Annotated in this window: 18 protein-coding genes; 6 read left to right on the forward strand and 12 right to left on the reverse strand. The window is 64.5% G+C overall.

Annotated features, from left to right (window positions below):
• Positions 1–18: 18 nt before the first annotated feature.
• Positions 19–486, reverse strand: a complete 468-nt coding sequence (locus tag DBZ32_RS01635) for a c-type cytochrome (RefSeq protein ID WP_119165393.1) — start codon at positions 484–486, stop codon at positions 19–21.
• Positions 487–661: 175 nt separating this feature from the next.
• On the opposite strand from DBZ32_RS01635, the gene chrA reads away from it, so the two are divergent.
• Positions 662–1,867: a chromate efflux transporter gene (gene chrA, locus DBZ32_RS01640; RefSeq protein ID WP_119165394.1), complete on the forward strand. Its 1,206-nt coding sequence runs from the start codon at positions 662–664 to the stop codon at positions 1,865–1,867.
• Here chrA and DBZ32_RS01645 read toward each other — a convergent pair.
• Positions 1,806–2,753, reverse strand: a complete 948-nt coding sequence (locus DBZ32_RS01645; protein ID WP_162906511.1) for a fatty acid desaturase — start codon at positions 2,751–2,753, stop codon at positions 1,806–1,808. The two genes, chrA and DBZ32_RS01645, sit on opposite strands and share 62 nt — an antisense overlap.
• A 218-nt stretch (positions 2,754–2,971) precedes the next feature.
• Between DBZ32_RS01645 and DBZ32_RS01650 the strand changes: the two genes are divergently transcribed.
• The 4 genes from DBZ32_RS01650 (at position 2,972) to DBZ32_RS01665 (ending at position 6,600) form a co-directional block, all read left to right on the forward strand.
• Positions 2,972–3,478: a molybdopterin-dependent oxidoreductase gene (locus DBZ32_RS01650; protein WP_119165396.1), complete on the forward strand. Its 507-nt coding sequence runs from the start codon at positions 2,972–2,974 to the stop codon at positions 3,476–3,478.
• Between the two features lie 9 nt (positions 3,479–3,487).
• The gene (locus DBZ32_RS01655) at positions 3,488–4,915 is read left to right on the forward strand and encodes a sensor histidine kinase (RefSeq protein WP_119165397.1); all 1,428 of its coding nucleotides are present in this window, start codon (positions 3,488–3,490) and stop codon (positions 4,913–4,915) included.
• Between the two features lie 77 nt (positions 4,916–4,992).
• Entirely contained in the window at positions 4,993–5,718 is a 726-nt protein-coding gene (locus DBZ32_RS01660) for an aldolase (RefSeq protein ID WP_119165398.1), read from the forward strand.
• Between the two features lie 27 nt (positions 5,719–5,745).
• A complete protein-coding gene (locus tag DBZ32_RS01665) occupies positions 5,746–6,600 on the forward strand; it encodes an alpha/beta hydrolase (protein ID WP_119165399.1) in 855 nt (284 codons plus the stop codon).
• 273 nt (positions 6,601–6,873) lie between these two features.
• Here the strand turns inward: DBZ32_RS01665 and DBZ32_RS01670 are convergent, their stop codons facing one another.
• Positions 6,874–7,302, reverse strand: coding sequence for a PaaI family thioesterase (locus tag DBZ32_RS01670; RefSeq protein WP_162906512.1), 429 nt, complete (start codon positions 7,300–7,302; stop codon positions 6,874–6,876).
• Positions 7,303–7,524: 222 nt separating this feature from the next.
• Here DBZ32_RS01670 and DBZ32_RS01675 point away from each other — a divergent pair, with 222 nt between their 5' ends.
• Positions 7,525–8,727, forward strand: coding sequence for a multidrug effflux MFS transporter (locus tag DBZ32_RS01675; protein ID WP_119165401.1), 1,203 nt, complete (start codon positions 7,525–7,527; stop codon positions 8,725–8,727).
• Positions 8,728–8,889: 162 nt separating this feature from the next.
• On the opposite strand, the gene DBZ32_RS01680 is transcribed toward DBZ32_RS01675, so the two are convergent.
• From DBZ32_RS01680 to DBZ32_RS01720, 9 genes are all read right to left on the reverse strand, one after another.
• The gene (locus tag DBZ32_RS01680) at positions 8,890–10,509 is read right to left on the reverse strand and encodes an NTP transferase domain-containing protein (protein ID WP_119165402.1); all 1,620 of its coding nucleotides are present in this window, start codon (positions 10,507–10,509) and stop codon (positions 8,890–8,892) included.
• A complete protein-coding gene (locus DBZ32_RS01685; RefSeq protein WP_119165403.1) occupies positions 10,506–11,246 on the reverse strand; it encodes an XdhC family protein in 741 nt (246 codons plus the stop codon). The genes DBZ32_RS01680 and DBZ32_RS01685 overlap by 4 nt, the downstream gene beginning before the upstream one ends.
• 18 nt (positions 11,247–11,264) lie before the next feature.
• Positions 11,265–11,624 (reverse strand): XdhC family protein, encoded by a 360-nt coding sequence (locus tag DBZ32_RS01690; RefSeq protein ID WP_119165404.1) that lies wholly within the window; start codon positions 11,622–11,624, stop codon positions 11,265–11,267.
• Entirely contained in the window at positions 11,621–12,949 is a 1,329-nt protein-coding gene (locus tag DBZ32_RS01695; RefSeq protein ID WP_119165405.1) for a vWA domain-containing protein, read from the reverse strand. The genes DBZ32_RS01690 and DBZ32_RS01695 overlap by 4 nt, the downstream gene beginning before the upstream one ends.
• Positions 12,950–12,972: 23 nt before the next feature.
• Positions 12,973–13,926, reverse strand: coding sequence for an AAA family ATPase (locus tag DBZ32_RS01700; protein ID WP_119165406.1), 954 nt, complete (start codon positions 13,924–13,926; stop codon positions 12,973–12,975).
• Positions 13,927–13,976: 50 nt separating this feature from the next.
• Positions 13,977–14,339, reverse strand: a complete 363-nt coding sequence (locus DBZ32_RS01705; RefSeq protein WP_162906513.1) for a YdbL family protein — start codon at positions 14,337–14,339, stop codon at positions 13,977–13,979.
• A 76-nt stretch (positions 14,340–14,415) separates the two neighbouring features.
• Complete coding sequence (locus tag DBZ32_RS01710; protein WP_235829952.1) at positions 14,416–14,628, reverse strand: YnbE family lipoprotein; 213 nt, start codon at positions 14,626–14,628, stop codon at positions 14,416–14,418.
• A gap of 68 nt (positions 14,629–14,696) precedes the next feature.
• Positions 14,697–17,810, reverse strand: a complete 3,114-nt coding sequence (locus DBZ32_RS01715; protein ID WP_119165408.1) for an intermembrane phospholipid transport protein YdbH family protein — start codon at positions 17,808–17,810, stop codon at positions 14,697–14,699.
• Between the two features lie 113 nt (positions 17,811–17,923).
• Complete coding sequence (locus DBZ32_RS01720; protein WP_119165409.1) at positions 17,924–18,721, reverse strand: FAD binding domain-containing protein; 798 nt, start codon at positions 18,719–18,721, stop codon at positions 17,924–17,926.
• Between the last annotated feature and the right edge of the window lie 15 nt (positions 18,722–18,736).

Consider the following 18,736-nt stretch of genomic DNA (forward strand, 5'->3'; position numbering starts at 1 on the left):
CGGCGGTTCGCTCTGCCGTCATTCGGCCCGGAAGTCGTCGTGGCAGGCCTTGCAGGCCTGGCCGATGGCGCCGACCATGGGACCCAGACCGCCGGCGTCTAGGGTCGGAGCTGCGGAGCTCAGGTCCGTCGCAGCCTCGCCAAGCGCCGTCGCCTTCTCCATGAAAACGTCCTTGTCTTCCCAGATTTCCGGCAGGGCATCGCTGTCCGCGATCATGTCGGAACCCTCGGGGAAGCCCTCGACGATGGTGGTCGAGAGGTTGGCAATGCGCTGAGAGCGGAGTTCCACCTCGGCCGCGTCGAACGCCATTTCGCCCTTCGCCATGGCGGCCAGTGGGCCGATGTTCCACTTCAACCCTTGGAACACACCTTGGCGATACTTCACCGCGTCCTCGGCGTCGGAGGCCAAGGCCCCAAATCCGCCGGCCGCGACGATCGAAGCGGCAACGACGGCGGAAAGAAGAAGGCGGCTGTTGCGTCCCGTCATGATCTCGATCTCTCCAGTGGATGTATCTACAGGCACTTGAGGCCCTTTTGCGCAGACTAGAATGCCATGCTCCCGGCTTCGCGCGAAGGTTTTGTGACAGCCTGCCGCAACGGCTGACGGCTTTTAGAGGTGCCGCTAAAGTCGCCTCGCGAACTGAAGCTGAAGCGGTGGGTCGATGGTGACGGAAGAGCGAGCGAAGCGCGGCAGGGCAGGGGAGGTTTTCACCGCTTTCGCGAAGCTTGGCGTGACGGCCTTCGGCGGTCCGGTGGCCCACCTTGGGTATTTCCGCACCGAGTTCGTGCAGCGCCGCAGGTGGCTCGACGACCGGACCTACGGCGAGTACGTGGCGCTGGCGCAGTTTCTGCCAGGGCCGGCCTCGAGCCAGGTCGGCATGGCCTTGGGGGCCCATCGCGCCGGTTGGCTCGGCGGGTTGGCGGCCTGGACCGCCTTCACGCTGCCGTCGGCCCTGTTGATGATCGCCTTTGCTTACGGCGTCGTCGCGCTCGGCGACGTTTCCGGCGCGGGTTGGCTGACCGGTCTCAAGCTTGTCGCCGTGGCGGTGGTCGTTCAGGCCCTGTGGCAGATGGCCAACTCCCTCTGCCCCGACCGACCGCGCGCCGGCCTGGCCCTAGGCGGTGCCGCGCTCGCGCTGCTGGCGCCGGTGTTCTTCGGCAGCGCGGTCTGGGGACAGGTGGGGGCGATTCTGCTGGGCGGGATGATCGGCGCGGTCGCCTTTCGCCGCGACGCCTCGAACGCCGACTATGGGGGGCTTGCGGTGGGACGCGGCTTCGGCGCGCTGCTGCTCGGCAGCTTCTTCGTTCTTTTGGTTCTGCTTCCCCCCCTGGCGTCCGCCGACGGCACTCTGGCCGTTTTCGACTCCTTCTATCGGGCCGGGGCGCTGGTGTTCGGCGGCGGGCATGTGGTGCTGCCGCTGCTTCAGGCGGAGACGGTGCCGACCGGCTGGGTCGAGCCGGACCTGTTCCTGGCCGGCTACGGAGCGGCGCAGGCCCTTCCCGGGCCGCTCTTTACCTTTGCCGCTTATCTGGGAGCGGCAAAGGAGGGGGCGCCGAGCGGTCTGTTGGGCGGAGCGATTGCCTTAATCGCCGTGTTCCTGCCGGGCGCACTCCTGATCTTCGGCGTGCTGCCCTTTTGGCAGACGCTGCGTCGCAAGCCGGCCATGGCCGGGGCCGTGACCGGCGCGAACGCGGCTGTGGTTGGTATCCTGCTCGCAGCCCTCTACGACCCTCTCTGGACCGGCACGGTGACAGCCGTCGAGAACTTCGTCTTTTTGCTCGCCGCCCTGGCACTGCTCATGCTGGTCAAGGTGCCGCCCTGGGCGGTTGTGGCTGCTGGCGCGCTGGCTGGCTGGGCGCTCCTGTGATCTGACGCAAGATCTGACGATTTGCCGCGATGTAGCCCCGAGCGGTCACCTGTAGGCGATCCCTGAGCCACCCGTGCAATTCCGGTAAGGCATGGAAGGGGACCGAGGGGTAGGCGTGGTGCTCGGCGTGGAAGTTCATGTTCCAGCACAGCCGGCGCAGGGCGGCCGTGGTGAATGTGGTACGGGTGTTGGCCAGCATGTCCGCTGTGTAGGGGCAGCCGCCGTGCTCGGCGAGCAGGAACAGACGCAGCAGCGGTTGACCGACCAGGAGCGGCCCGATCCAGATCAGCAGGGCTAGCCAGCTCTGGAAGCCGAACGCTGTTAGAGCCCCAGCCCCGTAGATCGCCAGCATCAGCCGTGCCTCGCGTTCGGCCTTGGCACGGTCGCGCTGTGGCAGATAGGAAAAGTCGCCACGTCCGACGGAGAGGCGGAGCAAGGTCACCGTCTGAGCCCGCCAGAGCGGCAGCCCCGACACATGCAGCAACCAGGCGCCAAGGCTTTCGGGCTTGGGGGTCTCCAGCTCGGGATCGCGCGTCGGGTTTTGAGTCCAGCGGTGATGGGCCATGTGGTAGTGGCGAAACCAGGTCGGTGCGATCAGCAGAAGCAGCCCCGCCCCCCAAGCCACCGCGTCGTTGAGTTTCCGGCTGCGGAAAGCCGAGCGATGGCTGGCCTCGTGCAGGGGGCAGAAGAGGAAAACGAGAAGCGCGCCCTGCATCAGCAGAGCAGGAGCTAACCATGCGCTGCCGGCGGCGCGTAGACAAAGCAGACTGGAGAGCGCCAGCAGTGCCAAATGGAGAGCAAGCTGAACCAGGCCTGCCCGGTCGCTGCGACGAGACGACAGAGCTTGCAAGTAGGCACGTTCGGTTTTAAACCTCAAAGTGTTCACGTTCTTTGCATCTCTTCTCTCGTCCGTACCGCCCGTCTGTGTATTCCGGCAAAACGACTAAGACGATTTATATTTTTACACAGAACTCGCAATGATTGAACTTAATTGGCGTCAATAAATTTAATTACAGTTTAATATGTTTCATTACATATTATCCGCGCAATCCCCCTAAAACTCTATTCTGAAATCACATGCCAAGCCTCCGAACTCCCACCTTAGTGGCCTTGTTGATCTGTTTGACCCTGGGTCGTCCAGGGGTTGCCAGCGACCTCCCGGCGCCGGAAGGTCGAGTTCTGCTTGAAGTTGCAGGCGCGATTACACAGACCAATGCGCAAGATGACGAGGGTCAGCCGCTGGCTGTTCTGGATTTGGCGCTGCTCGAGCGCTTCGGTGGAGTCCGGCTGGAGACCGAGACGCCCTGGACCGACGATTTGGCGGTTTTCGAGGGGATCGCGGGACAGCAACTTATCGAGCTTCTCGGCATCCGGGGCGATACGGCTGTGGCTCTGGCTGTGGCTTTGAACGACTACCAGGTGGAGATCCCAATTTCGGATTTCCGCGAGGCGGGTCTTCTCATTGCCTACAAACGGAACGGATCCCCCATGCGGGTGCGCGATAACGGGCCGCTCTGGATCGTGTTTCCCTATAGCCAGATCGAAGAAACCGACAACCGGGCCTATCTCGCCCGTTCGATCTGGCAGCTCCGCCGGCTTGAGTTTCGGTAGTCGGCGGTTATGAGGAAGCCCTTCGACAAGGTGCTTTGGAGTCCCGACCTGAAAATGAATCTGCCGGGCTTGGCCATCCTGCTGGGAGGTCTGGCACTGACTTTGGTCGGCCTTCTGCTCGGCGACGCCCTCCACGAAACCGATCAGGCTATCAAGGAGCGCAAGGACAGCCTGTTTTGGGCCGTTTCTCAAGTCGAGTACGAGTTCGATCGGCTTCGCATCGCCGGCTTCGAGCTCGAGAACAGCGGCGAAGCCGCCGATTTCGAGGAGCTTGCTCTTCGACAAGAGATTTTCGTGAATCGCGTCAGGCTTTTGGATACCGGTATCTACAGCGGGCAGCTTGCTCAGCAACCGGATCATGCCGCCATCTTGGTCGAGGTTGAGAGGGTCATCGAACAGGCGGATAAGATCATCGCAGAGGCGCCGCAGGTCGGCGTTCGGGAAACCGCGGGCCGCTTGCTCCAAACACTCGGTCCGCTGGCGCCGGCTTTGCGGCAGATGACCGTAAAAGCCAGTCAGCGCTATTACGCGATGCAAGAGGGTCATCAGAAGCATTTGCAGCGGCTCTTGCAGATGATCGCAGCGGTGTTCCTATTGCTGTCGGCAGGCGTGATCGCCTTCGTTTTCCTGATTATGTGGCAACATCGGCGGCTGCGGCATTCCAATACATCGCTGGTACGACTGTCGGAACGCTTGCATGAAGCGAATCTGACAAAAGACCGTTTTCTGGCCAGCATGAGCCATGAGCTCCGGACCCCGCTGAACGCCATTCTAGGCTTCTCGGAGATCATGCGCGATCAGCACTTGGGCACGCTCTCGGAGCGCTATCGCAGTTACGCGGAAGACATTCATTACAGCGCGGCGCATCTCTTGCAGTTGATCAATGACATCCTCGACCTCTCGAAACTGGAGGCCGGGCGGCGGGAGCTCGACCTGACCTATCTGTCCGTCGGCGACGAGTTGACCCATATCGCGCGCCTTTTGACCACCGAGGCGCGCAAACGCGGCGTCACCCTGGTGTGCGTACCCAAGCTCGCGCTTCCGCCGGTCTTCGCCGATCGACTGGCCCTCAGGCAGGTGCTGCTCAATCTGATCGGCAATGCCTTGAAGTTCTCCTCGGCCGGTGACAGCGTCGAGGTGACGGCCATTCAAGACGCCAACGGCCTGACGGTATCCGTGATCGACCAGGGTGTCGGCATCGACTCCGACGATCTGGACTGGGTGTTGCAGCCTTTCGAGCAGGTTCGTTCCAACATGACGGCCGTCGCACAAGGGACAGGCCTGGGATTGCCGCTCAGCAAAGGTCTTGTGGAGCTGCACGGCGGACATTTGTGGATCGAAAGCGCTCCGGGCATCGGCACGACGGTCAGCTTTACGATCCCGCTGTCCATAGAGGTTTCGATGCCGACCGCTTGTAAAGAACGCCTCAGCGCCTGATATCGACCACCTGACATTGACTGCCGGGGAACGCTATCTATTCTGGCGCCGAGTGAGAGCGTGGGAGCAGGGCGGCTGTGGACGCGATTCAACAAGCAAAGATCGACTTGGCGGCGGCACTGCGCTTGTCGGCGCGTTTCGGCTTCAACGAGGGAGTCTGCAACCACTTCAGCGTCGCCATACCGGGCTTGGACAATCGCTACCTGCTGAATCCCCACGGCGTCCACTGGTCGATGATCAGGGCGAGCGACATCCTGTTGATCGACGGCCAAGGGCGAACCCTGGAGGGGACGACCGAGGCCGAGCTGACGGCCTTCGTCATCCATGGCCGGGTGCACGCCAAGCACCGCCGCGCGACCTGCGTTCTGCACACGCATATGCCTTACGCGACGGCTTTGACCTGCCTCGAGGAGGGCCGCCTGGAGCCGGTGAACCAAAACTCCCTGCGGTTCTATGGCGACGTCGCCTACGATCCCGACTACAACGGCCTGGCAGAAGACGAGGCGGAGGGCGACCGGATCGCCGAAGCGCTGGCCGACAAGCGCGTTCTTTTCATGGGCAATCACGGTGTTTTGGTGGTGGGGCCGAGTTTGGCTCAGGCCTTCGACGACCTCTATTACCTGGAGCAAGCCTGTCGCGTTCAGGTGCTTGCCATGTCCACCGGCCGGCCGCTCAAGCGCGTGACGGACAACGTCGCGGCCAGCACCAAGGCCGAGATGGACCAGGGCGGCACCTATGCGGAGGCGCACTTCACGGCTCTGAAGCGCCTGCTCGATGCCGAAGATCCCAGCTATGCCAGCTAGCTTGCCGCCACCGCAGACGAGAAAGCCATGAGCTGGCCGGTCGGCGCCGCCGGGGTGGCTCTCGCCACCTATGTCGGGATCTGTCTCTTCATGTTCCTGAGCCAGCGGCAGCTCATGTACCATCCGGATAGCGAACCGCTGTCCGCGGAGCGGGCGGGGCCGGACTGGCGGATTGTCACCACCGAGACGGCGGACGGTCTGCGCCTGACCCATCTTCACCGGCCGGCCGAAGCCGGGCAGCCGACGCTGCTTTTCTTCCACGGCAATGCCGGCCATGCCGGTCATCGGGTCGGCAAGCTGACCTTCCTGGCGGAGACCGGGGTCGGTATCTTTCTTTCCGAATATAGAGGCTTCGGTGGCAATCCCGGCACGCCGACCGAAGAGGGTCTCTTCGCAGACGCGCGTGCGTCCCTGGCCTGGCTCGCGAGTCAGGGGATCGCCGGTCCTGAGCTGATCCTCTACGGTGAGTCTCTCGGCAGCGGCGTCGCGACGGCTATGGCGAGCGAACTGGCCGACGCCGGTGCTCCGGCGGCCGGTCTGATTCTCGAGGCGCCCTTCACCTCCATGGCCGACGCCGCGCAGTTTCACTATCCGATCCTGCCCGCCCGCTGGCTGGTACGGGACCGCTACGACAGTCTCGCTCTGATCGCTCGGATTGCCACGCCCTTGATGATCCTGCACGGGCAGGAGGATCGCACCGTCCCGTTCGCTCTCGGCCGTCGACTTTACGAGGCCGCCGTCCAGCCCAAGACCCTCGTCGCCCTGCCCAGTACGGGCCATGTCGGACACTTCGAACGGCCCGAAGCGGTGCAGGCGCTGCGCGACTTCGTAACCCCTGCCGGCGAAGCCGTGAACGAGCCGGAAACCTTCGCGACGCCGTGAGCTGCAAAGGACAGCTTCGCGGCCATCATCACACGTTCATCAGCTATCGCAATGAGTGGCTTTCGGCTTAAAGCGGTCGTTCGCAAGCGACTACCTTGCTGCGGTGCAGCTTCCTGAAAGCGGACGTTGCTGCCGTTCATCTCTTTGTCCGTAATGGCCGCCTTGCGGCGCATCACTCCTTAGCATCATCAGATTGCTCTCAACTTTTTTTACGAGAGTCACTTGGTAACTTGACTTCGGTAGGGCTGTTCGATTGCGATGCGATCAGGTGTCTTATCGCTTGATCTCGAAATTGCGGGTGGTTGCAAGCAGAGTCCCGCAGTGAATCTCCGCGCCTTCCTTCACACAATAAATGTCAGCGGCACCGATAGAGTTCGTCCTGCCGTTCTGTAATACACGGCCTCGTGCGATTAGCTTTTCGCCGGAGGCGGGTCCTATCATTTTGACCGTGAAGTCCAGTGTCGCAACGGCCCAGCCCTGGGGAACTTTGGAGAGGCAGGAGGACACAGCGGCGACGTCCCCAATTGTTCCCACGATGGAAGCGGGAACGTTTGCGGGAGGTGTCGAAAAACGCTGCTCGACGGGCATCTCAACAACAACCTCGCCGGGAATGCTGCTGACGAGGTTGATTCGGTACTCTTTGACGAAAGGCAGCTGACTGAGAAATACACTGGGATCAGCACAGGACGGATCGTCGGTCATTTCGAACTCCTCGTGTTGCTCGTGGAGCCTAGAAATCAATCCGGCATTGTACAAGTGCCCTGCCCGCCTTAGGCTTGGATGGAGGAGAAGCAAGATGCCCCGCAGGATCATTGTCGTCGTCAGCAGAAGGTGCATGGTCCCCTAGCGGAAACCCTATCCGGTTTGCCATGCGCCCCCGACCTTCGTTCGGGGGCTTTTTGTTTTTGAGAGGCCCGAAAAGTTATGCGAAAGGCGGGTTCACCACCGGCCCTGACGACCCTTTATCTTCTGGCGGCGATGTCCCCGCTGACACTCAACATGATCGTACCGTCGCTGGCCAACATCGCACGGGACTTGAGGGCCGACTACGCGATTATAAGCCTTGCTCTAGGTGGCTATTTGGCCGTGACGGCATTTGTTGAGCTAGGTGTGGGGCCTTTGTCCGACCGGATCGGGCGCCGTCCGGTTCTGCTGGCAGCGTTGGCCGTCTTTACCGTTGCATCGTTGGGATGTGCGATGGCGCAGAGCGCGGAGACGTTTCTCGCGTTCAGGATGCTGCAGGCTGGCGCCATCTCGGGTTACGTCCTTTCTATGGCGATCGTTCGCGACACGCAGGAGGGGGCGGAGGTTGCCGGACTGCTTGGTAGGATCGGCATGGCAATGGCGCTTGCACCAATGGTGGGGCCGATGCTGGGCAGCGTTTTGGATGTAGCTTTTGGCTGGCGAGCGATATTCCTGCTCTATGTGACTGTTGGTGCGGCATTGCTGTGTCTTGCATGGTTTGATCTCGGAGAAACCATGCGGCGGCGGTCGGAGGAGGAGGACCCGGAGGAGCAAAGGCTGACACAGCTTCTCAGCGAGCCCATTTTTTGGTGCTACGCACTCTGCACAGCATTCTCTATCGGCGCATTCTATGTCTTTCTCGCCGGCGCTCCGCTCATTGCAACCTCGGTGTTCGGGATCACGACGGCGACGCTAGGGTTGTTTGTCGGCAGCATCACCGCCGGCTTCATGTTCGGCAGCTTTCTTACCTCGCGTTTGGTCTCGCGCTATGCGTTAAGCTCGGTCATGTTGGCGGGGCGGGTCGTGGCCTGTGCCGGAATGCTTATCGGTCTTGCCGTGCTCGCATCGGGGATGGTGACGCCGTTGCTCTACTTCGGTTGCACGATATTTGTCGGTGTGGGCAACGGTCTGACGACGCCGAACAGCAACGCCGGTGCCATGTCCGTGCGTCCCCGGCTGGCCGGCAGCGCAGCGGGCATTACCGGAGCGCTGACGCTGTCCGGTGGCGCATTGATGGCCACCGTGACGGGTTTTCTTCTCGCGGACAGCCCCTCTCCGCAAGGTTTGTTGATTTTGATGCTGATCGCATCCTTTGCCGGGTTGCTGGCAGCAATCGTCGCGATCCGACTTGAAAAAAAGGCCGTCAAACGCAGAACTACGTGACCCTGCAGAAAGCACGCAATCGCGTTCCATCTTCCAAGGTCCATTTCGTCCCGCACTCCAGACGTATGGCGATGTCTGGTTTTCCGAGGCGAGCGCTCAATCGGAGCATTCGCGATAGATTTTTGCAACAAACCGAAGTCGTCCGCCGATCCGCTGTCTGGTCTAGCCGGTAAGGCGGGCCAGCGCCGCCGGTGTGTCCACGTCGAGCAGAACCGCCTCCCCGTCGACCGGGACCTCCGCGACCTGATCGGCATGGTCGGCGATCAATGGCTTGGCGCCGACGTCGCCGGCGATCTCCATCGCTTCGGCGAAAAAACGTCGGGCGAAGAGCACCGGGTTGCCGCGCTTGCCCTGGCTGGTGGGAATGCAGATTGCCCGGCCTTCCAACGGATCGAAAGCGGCGATCAACTTGTCGATCGTCTTGGCGTCGACCTTCGGCATGTCGCCCAGCAGCACGACGACCCCATCGATGTCGTCCGGCAAGCCGGCCAGGCCGCGGCGCAGGGATGTGCTCAGGCCCTGGGCATAGTCGGCGTTGTGCAGCAGCGCCACGGCGGTTTCGGCGACGGCCGCTTCGACGCTCTCGCGGGCGTGCCCGGTGACCAGCAGGACGGGGTCTGCCTGGCTGGCCTGGGCAGCCGCCACGGTATAGCGGACCAGAGGCAGGCCGTCCATTTCGGCGAGCAGCTTATTCTCGCGGCCGTAGCGACGCGACTGGCCGGCAGCTAGCACCAAGGCGGCGATGCGCGGCGCACGTTTCGTTTGGCTGGATTCCACGGCCTCGGCACGGGGCAGGGGACGGCCGCCGATTTCCTTCAGCAGCCCGCCGACTCCCATGCGCATGACGTCCCGAGGCTCTACGGAGAGCCCGGCGGCGAAGCGTTGCAGCACCCAATCGAAGCCGTTGATCTTCGGCGAGCGTGCGCAGCCGGGTAGGCCCAGCACCGGCAGACCGTCCCACTCCGCCAGCAGAAGCAGATTGCCGGGATCGACCGGCATTCCGAAGTGGCGCACGCGCCCGCCGGTCCGCTCGATGCCCGCCGGTACGACGTCGCGGCGATCGACGATGGCCGAAGCGCCGGAGACCAGCAGGATCTCGCAGCCGGCCGACCGCAGGGCCGCCAACCCCTCCGCCACCTCGGCTTCCTGATGGCCGCAGCGCCGCTCCAGGCAGGCCGCACTGCCCAGGGCTGCCAGGCGGGCATCCAGCGCGTCCCGGGTCTTGTCCAACAGGCGTTCCTTCTGACCCGGCAGACGGGTTTGTACGAGGCCCACCCGTTTGGCCGCGAAAGGCGCGACCCGTACCAGGGGCGCGCCACTCCCGGCGATTTCGAGACAGCGTGCGAGGGCCGCGGTCGGAGCGGCAAAGGGGATGATCTTGACGGTCGCCAGCATCTGGCGCGGCTCGACCGGCTCCAGGTCGGGCAGCGTTGCGATGGTGAGCGCCTCGTCGATCAGGTTGAGCTCGTCCAGCCGCTCAGCTTCGACCTGGACGAGCCCATGGGCTTCGGCGACCAGGTTGCAGCGTCCGGTGAAAGCTTCCGTGACCTTCGCGCCGTTCCCCGCCGCGACCTCGGCCAGGCGCCGGGCGGCCTCGTCCTCGTGCAGGTCGCCTTCCTCCAGGCGGGCGGCGATGACTTCGTGGATCTGCGCGGAGCGGAGGTTGCGGACATCCTCAGCCGACAGGCGGCGCCCCTTCTTGAAGGCGATCTCGCCCTGTTTGAGCGAGTGGGCGAGGATCGCGCCCTCGGCTTGATCGAGCGGTGTCGGACCGAAGATCATTGCGCGGCTGCGGGCTGCTGCGCCCTGATCAGTGGCGGCGCGGCCCGCAGAGCCGCGGTCATCTGTGCGCAGACCGAGAGTGCGATTTCCGCCGGACTCTTGGCGCCGATAGCGAGACCGGCCGGCCCTTGGATGCGGGCAAGCTCCGATTCGCCGAGGCCCGCGGCACGCAGCCGCTCCAGGCGCTTCGCGTGGGTACGGGTCGAGCCGAGCGCACCGATGTAGAAACTCTCGCTCTTGAGCGCTTCGGTGAGGGCCGGGTCGTCAAGCTTCGGGTCGTGGGTGAGCGTGACGACGGCGGTACGCCGATCCGGCTTCAGCAAGGCCATGGCGTCGTCCGGCCACTCGTCGACCAGCCGCACGCCGGGAAAGCGCTGCTCGGTGGCGAAGGCCGGCCGGGGATCGACGATGGCCACGTCGAAGCCCAGGATCTGAGCCATCGGCACCAGCGCCTGCGAGATGTGAACCGCGCCGACGACGACCAGCCGCAGCGGCGGGTTGAAGACCTGTAGGAAGATCTGGCGATCCTCGGAGACCTCCGGCGGTAGACGGCCGGAGACGTCGTTGCGCAGGGCCGCGCGCGCCGCCTGCAGCTCCGCATCGGATAACCGAAGGTCGCCGTCGACCCGCTCGGCGTCCAAGAGCGCCTGCCGGCCATCGTTCAGGTCGGTTGCCAGAACGACCGGCTGCTTGGCCTTCCGGGCGGTGAGCAAGCGGTCGAGCAGGGCTTGGCGCATTCTGGCTCTCCCTCTCGACTAGTCCAGGATCTCGACGAACACCTGGACGCTTCCGCCACAGGCGAGGCCGACCTCCCAGGCATTCTCGTCGCTGACACCGAAGTCCAGCAGGCGCGGACGCCCGTCTTCCATGACCTCGAGCGCTTCGGTCACGACCGCGCCTTCGATACAGCCGCCGGAAACCGAGCCCAGCATGCTGCCGGTCTCGTCAACGGCAAGCTGGCTACCGATCGGGCGCGGCGAGGAGCCCCAGGTGGCGACCACCGTTGCCAAGGCCGCTTTGCGGCCCTCGGCACGCCAGGCCGCCGCTTGCTGCAGTACGCGATCGGTCGAGGGATAGATGCTGGTGTCTGTTTCGCCGGTGGCTCCGTCGCTCATCCAGGTTGCTCCGCCAGGTTGTTGCGGTTGCGTTGGGCGCTCCAGTCGCCGACGCCTTCGTGGCGGCGCTTCGGTTCGCGGCTCAGGACGTCGGTCAGCTGCTGCAGCGTTTCGAGATTGTGCACCGACCGGAAGTCGTCGACATGGGGCATGATCGCCTTCGCCCCCATGGTTTTGGGTTCGTAGCCCTCGTAGCGCAAGAGGGGGTTCAGCCAGATCAAGCGGCGGCAGGACTTGTGCAGCCGCTCCATCTCGGCATCCAGACCCTCGGCGCCTTCGCGGTCGAGGCCGTCGGTGATCAGCAGCACCACGGCCCCTTGACCGAGGACACGGCGCGACCAGACGCGGTTGAAGTCGGCCAGGCAGGCGCCGATGCGCGTGCCGCCCGACCAGTCGCCCACCACCTCTCCGCAGGCCTGCAGCGCATCGTCGATGTCGGCGCTGCGCAGGTAGCGGGTGATGTTGGACAGGCGCGTTCCGAAGACGAAGGACTGCACCCGGTCGCGGTCGTTGGTCACGGCGTGCATGAAGTGCAGGGCCATGCGCGAATAGCGGCTCATCGAGCCGGAGATGTCGCAGAGGATGACCAGCGGCGGGTGCCTGCGCCGCTGCCGTTTGAACTTCAGCGGAATGGTGTCGCTGCCCGCGCGCAAGGCGGCCCGCAAGCTTGCCCGCAGATCGGCCCGCCCATTGCCCGACGTCGGCCGGAAGCGACGGGTCTTCACCAGCATGATCGGCAGCCGCATCCGGCGGATGGTCTCGCGGGCCCGGGCGATCTCTTCCGCCGTCATCTTCTCGAAATCCTGATGCCGCAGCACTTCGGTATCGGAGTAGGTCAGTGCCGCGTCGATCTCGATCTCTTCGTCCTCGCCTCGAGTCTCGCTCTGGCTCGGAAGTTCGCTCTGCAGCGCTTCGGCCACCCGGCGCGACAGTTCGCGGCCCTCGGGCTCTTGGCCCTCCAGTGCGATCTCCGGCAAAAAGAGACTGCGCAGCCGCTCCAGGAACTTCGGATTGCGCCAGAAGACGTGAAAAGCCTGGTCGAAGAGCTCCTGCTGATCGCGCCGGTTCACGAAGACGCTGTGCAGGGTCCAGTAGAAGTCGTCGCGCCGCAACAGGCCGACCGCGCCGACGGCCTCCAGGGCCGCCAGAGTCTTGCCGGGGCCGATCGGCAGCCCCGCTGCACGCAGGGTGCGCGCGAAGTACATGATGTTTTCCGCCAGCCGGCCGCCCGGCAGGTCTTCGAGGTCGCCGAGGCTGAGCTGATCGACCTTGCTTTCGGTCTCCAGCCTGCGTTTGGCTTCGGCGAAGGGGTCGGACTGGCGCATCGAGCGCTCCCCGCGAGACCGTTTCAGCCCTGGGGCAAGGCGGCCTGCTCGCGTTTGACTTCGGTGAGAAGCTGGGCGGCCTGGCTGCCTTCGATCTTGGCGATATCGTCCTGATACTTCAGCAGCACGCCGAGCGTGTCGTCGATCGCTTGCGGGTCGAGCGCGACCTTGTCCAATTGGATGAGCGCCTCCGCCCAGTCGATGGTCTCGGCGATACCCGGCAACTTGAAGAGATCCAGGTCCCGCAGCTTCTGAATGAAGCCGACGATTTCGCGGCTGAGCAGGTCCGGTGCGTTTGGGGCCTTGACCCGAAGGATTTCCAACTCCCGCTGGGCATCGGGGTAGGGCACCCAGTGATAGAGGCAGCGCCGCTTGAGTGCGTCGTGAATTTCGCGGGTCCGGTTGGAGGTGATGATCACGATCGGCGGCTGCGGCGCCGCAATCGTGCCCAGTTCGGGGATCGTGATCTGGAAGTCGCTCAGGACCTCCAGCAGAAAGGCCTCGAAGGGTTCGTCCGTGCGATCGAGTTCGTCGATCAGCAAGACGGGCGGTCCCTTGATGCTGGGTTTCAGGGCCTTGAGCAAGGGCCGCTCGATCAGAAAGCGCTCGGAGAAGATCGTGGATTCCAGACTGCCGCGATCCCGGTCTTCCGCCGCTTCGGACAGGCGGATCTCGACCATCTGACGCGGGTAGTCCCACTCGTAGACCGCGGAGGCGACGTCGAGGCCCTCGTAGCACTGCAGCCGGACCAGGTCGCGATTCAGCGTTTCGGAAAGAACCTTGGCGATTTCGGTCTTTCCGACGCCGGCCTCGCCTTCCAGGAACAGCGGCCGCCCGAGCTTCAAGGCCAGGAACAGAACCGTGGCAAGGCTGCGGTCGGCCACGTAGTTGCCGCGTTGCAGCAGGCCCAACACGCCATCGACGTCGGCGGGCGGTTCGGACGGAGCGGGCGCGGGGGCGCGTTGGGCGTCGGTCACGATCTATCCGTTGTCTTGTGAGCTATCCGTCGTCTCGTGCGTGGCTTCGGTCACTTCTGAACCCACTGACCACCGGACGATTGATACCAGGTTCCCGGCGGGGAGGCTTCGATGATCTCTTGCGCATAGATCTGACCGATGGTGTTGGCGTCGACGCCTTGCTGGGCCGCGCGCTGCCGGTAGACCTGGCTGCGCTCGGCGTTGATCGCCTCCACCCTGGCTTCGACCGAGGCGTCGCGGGCGACCAGGAAACCGTTGAGGTTCTCGCCGGCGAGACCTCGGCGTTTCAGGTCTTCGGCGCTTTGAGCCTGGGCGTCGCGGGACGCGCCGGTCAGTACTGCGCCCCCAAGCGCGAGACCGGCGGCGAGCGTTCCGGCGGACTGAAGAAGGAAAGAGCGTCGTGTCGTTGGCATGGCTGTCAGCTTCGCTTTCGTGCCGGTGCTGTCAAGAGGGGTAACTTTAGGGGGCCGCCAAAGGCCAAGGCGGCCGCTAGAAGATGTCCGGATTTTCCTGGATGTCCTCTTCGGCCTGGCGTTCGATGCGCAGGCGGACGTCGGCATCGAGCTTGATGTTGAGATTGATCGTAATCGGCTCCTTCGGTGCCTCCAGCGCGACGCGCGGTTGGCAGGCCGCCAAGGCCGTCGCGGCTACCAGCAACCAGGCAGCCGAAGCCGGAGCGATCGACTTCGATGAAGCTTGCACGCAGTCTCTCCTTGTTTTTCGCCGTGCTGACCCGGCCCGTGCCACTCAGTTCTAACGTGATACGCCAGTTAACGTCGCAATCTCCATAGATGCTCGATCGCCCCGTCGGTGAGGGCCAAGGCCTGGGACAAGGCCAGGAGGAGCGGTGCCAGGTCGGTTTCCAAGCGAACAGCTACGTCGAACGGCTGCCCGTCGAGCACGTCCGGGTTCTGGCCGAGCAGCTTGAGCGTCACCAGGGTTGTGCCTTCGGCCGGCTTGTCCAGGGTCAGGGCGAGTTCCTGATACTCGAAGTTCTCCAGGGCTTGCATCATCAGATCCACGCTCTGGCCGCCCGCAGCCAGCGCCTGCTTGGCCGCCTCCGAGGTCAGGCGCAGGCTGCCGGGCTCTTCTGCCGCCAATCGGCCTTCCGCGATGGTGACGGTGTTGCCCTCCAGGCGAATCGGAATCTCGCCGCTGATCCGCCCGGTCGCCTCGACGTCCGGTGCGTTCAGCACGGCCAACAGCTCGGCTATGTCGATCCTCTCGAGGCCGAGAACGGCCTCTTCACGGTTGCTTGCGGGATCGATCACGCCTTGCTCGAGAGAGAGCCAGCCGCCCAGCGCGCGTGCCCTGGCCGAAACGATCTGCAGCCGTGGCGATCCGGTCGCTGCCGGCGTCGCAACGCCGACCTCCGCAATCAGGTCGGTCAGGGGGAAAAGCGTCTCGATCCGCGCGGCCGACAGGCGCTGCGGCGGCGGGGCGTTCAGCGGCATCAGACTGGCGAACTCAAGCCCGCCGGACAGGCCGGAAACGCGAATGCCGTCGCCATAGTCGAAGTTGAGGCCTTCGAGTGTGACCTCGGCCCGGCTGCGCGGACCGTCAGCCGTCCAGTCCAGGCCCAGCGTCGCGGCGAGCCGACCACTGACGCTCGTAAGGTCGGACAACAGCGGCGTGAGATCGCCGGGCTGCAGAGTTTCGGGAGCAAATACCACGGGGGCTAGAGTCAGGTCGGCACGCAGTCTTGGAGCGTCCGGGTCGATCGTGGCACGCGCCAAGGCGGTTACGCGTCCGCCTAGGCCGCGGCCCGTGACCGCGACCTCATAAGCGGCTTCTTCCGGCTCCAGGCTGCCGGCAAGATCGAGCGGAGGCAGCAGCGGAACTTCTGCCGTGTGCGTTAGGCGTCCGGCGAGGTCGAGCGCCGCTCCGGCTTGGAGCGGCAGGGCCCCCCCCAGCCGAAGCGCCTCGACCCGCAACGGTGGCTCCTGCAGACCGACAGAGGCTTCATCGATCGAAAAGCCGCCTTCGTAGATTGCGTCTTCCAGAGTGCCACCGACCTGCCAGCGACCAAGCTTCAGATCGGCTTCCAACAGGGGCCTGTCCCCTTCCAGGATGCGCAACTCGACCGGTGACCAACGGGCTTCCTGTCGATGGTTTAGCGGACCGCCGGGTGACCAACGCACCTCGTTCTGCTCCAGGGTGGCTCGGAGCTCGGCGATCCGCCGTTGGCCGAAGCGCAGGTCCCCGGCCTCAAGGTATCCCGGTGCCGTGAGGTCGAGGCCTTCGGGGCTGATCGTCAGATCGGCTTGCAGACGGGAGTCGAAGGACGCCAAAGACAGCTCTTCGTTGGCGAGCGCGAGCGCGTCCAAGGCCAGGGGACCGGAGAGGCGAAGCTGTTTCGCAGCCAGATCCCCTTGCAGATCTGCCGGCCAGTGAAGCGCAACTGTTTCGGCGACGGCGCCCGGAAGCTCCGGAACGCCCTCGCCGGAGATGTCGACCACGCCCAGCAGCGCATCGGGCGGCCCCGCAAGTCGGCCCGATATCGCGGCTCCATTGAGCTTGTGTCCGGCCAGAGTCCAGTTGGATAAGGAAAAATTAAACTCTGATAAATCAATAAACTGAAGGTCTAAGTTGGAGTTAAAACTAAGATTTCCACGTAAGGCTGCGGCGGCGGCGGACGGCCCGGTTTCGAGCCCGACCCGAAGGGCCGGTCTCAGAACCGTCGTCTCGGGTCCCCGTTCGATCGCCAGCAGCGGATCTCCGGCGTCCAGCGGCTGCAGACGCAGTCCGATGCCATCGAGCAGTTGTTCTCTCAGATCTTCCGGCAAGCCGAGTTCGGCGAGGAAGGTCGGATCGGGGCGCGGGATCGAAAGCTCCGCAGTCTGGGCTGGCAGGACCGTCAGGATTCCCTTGGCAAGCTTCGCATCGAGGACCAGCAGGAGCTGCCCGCCGGAGAAGCCATCCGGCCATGCAAAGTCGTTGGCGGTCAGGGTCATGGCGGCCGACCAGTCGCCGTCCTGCAGCCAGGTCTGCCATACCGGGTCCGCCGGAAGCTGCGGGACCTGCCCTTCCAGATCGATGGTCAGCCGCAGATCCCGCCAGGTCACGGGTTTGGGCAGGAGCGGCGCCAGCAGGGCGGCCGTGCGCGGCCCTGCCGTGAGGTCCACCGTCAGCTGCCCCGACGGCGACGCCGGCAGATCCGACAAGTCGGCGATCAGACGACCTTCGAGTCCTTGATCTTCCGCTGCGAACTGCAGGTCGGTCTGCAGGTCGGCCAAGCCTTGCGGTGTCGCCTCGGCCTGGAGCTGGCCACCGAAGACGGCGACGGGCGTCACGCCCTGCAGCGTGACGTCGGTGGCCAGACCTTCGCCGTCAGGCCGAGCCTTGCCGTCCAGGCGCAAGGTCGCAGGCCCCAGGGCCGTTCGGGCCAAGATCGTCATGTCGGAGACTTCGACCGGGAAAGGTCGAAACGGAAGCGCTCCTGGGAAGGCGGCCGGGGAGGGGAGCGCCGCCGCAGGTTCGGTCGTCCGGGGGGACGCCGTGGTCTCTTCCGGGGCCTCGGTCCCGGCGGTCTCGAACAGCGGCTGCAGCTCGCCCAGGAGCGGGCCGTCACCGGTCAGGTTCAGGTTCAGACGTCCGCTCTCGACGGTCAAGCCGGCCACCTCCGGTTCCCGCCAACGCGGCCAGGCGATCTCCACCTGAGCCACCCGGGCCGAAGCGACCGGGGCACCGCCGAGCTTCAGGTCGGTGATCCTGACGCCATCGACGTCCAGCCGCGTGACCGTCAGCTCAATCGGAACTCCGCGCGCGGCCAGCCAGCGCTGTGCGGCGATCTCCGCCAAGTCCATACGGAATAGCCAAGCGCCGCTGGCGAGTCCCAGCAGAAACACCAGCAAGATGAGAGAGACGAAGGCCAGCCGCCGCATTGCTGCAGGCTAATCCCGTGAGCCGTGCTGGCGAAGCCGAAAACGCAAAGGGGCCGGACGATGAGCCCGGCCCCTAGGTTTGCAAAGCCAGAGTTTTGTCTCGGATGCGATCGTCAGCCCTTGGCTGCGACGACGGCGCGTTTGGCCATGACGCCGACCAGATGCGCGCGATACTCGGCCGAGGCGTGGATGTCGCTGTTGAGGTCGTCGGCCGGCGTGGAGATGCCGTCGAGCGCTTCCGGTGCGAAGTTTCCGGCCAGGGCTTGCTCCATCTCGCTGTGGCGGAAGACTTTCGGGCCGGCACCGGTCACCGCGACGCGCAGGCCACCGCCGGTTTTCGCAACCATGACCCCGACCACCGCGTAACGGGAGGCCGGATTGTCGAACTTCGCGTAGGCGGCTGCTTCGGGAATGGGGAACTGCACCGAAACGATCAGTTCGCCCGGCTCCAAGGCCGTTTCGAAGAGAGCGGTGAAAAAGTTGTCCGCGGCGATCTCTCGTTTGTTGGTTTTCACCGTGGCGCCGAGGCCGAGCACCGCCGCCGGGTAGTCCGCCGCCGGGTCGGCATTGGCGATGGAGCCGCCGATGGTGCCGCAGTTGCGCACCTGAGGATCGCCGATGCCGCCGGCCAGCTTGGCCAGTGCCGGGATCTTCGACTGCACGGTGGCATCGCTTTCGACCAAGGCATGACGCGTCATGGCCCCGAGGACCAAGCTGTCACCCTCCGATCTAACACCCTTGAGATCGGCAATGGCCGAGAGGTCGATCAGGTCGCTTGGCATGGCGAGGCGCTGTTTCATGGTCGGCAGCAAGGTCATGCCGCCGGCGAGAAGCTTGGCGTCTTCGTTGGCCGAGACCGCTTGCACCGCGGCCTCGACGCTGTCCGGCTGGTGATAGTTGAAGGCATACATGGCGTCGTCGATCCT

It is taken from the genome of Algihabitans albus (assembly GCF_003572205.1).
GTDB classification, from domain to species: Bacteria; Pseudomonadota; Alphaproteobacteria; order Kiloniellales; family DSM-21159; genus Algihabitans; species Algihabitans albus.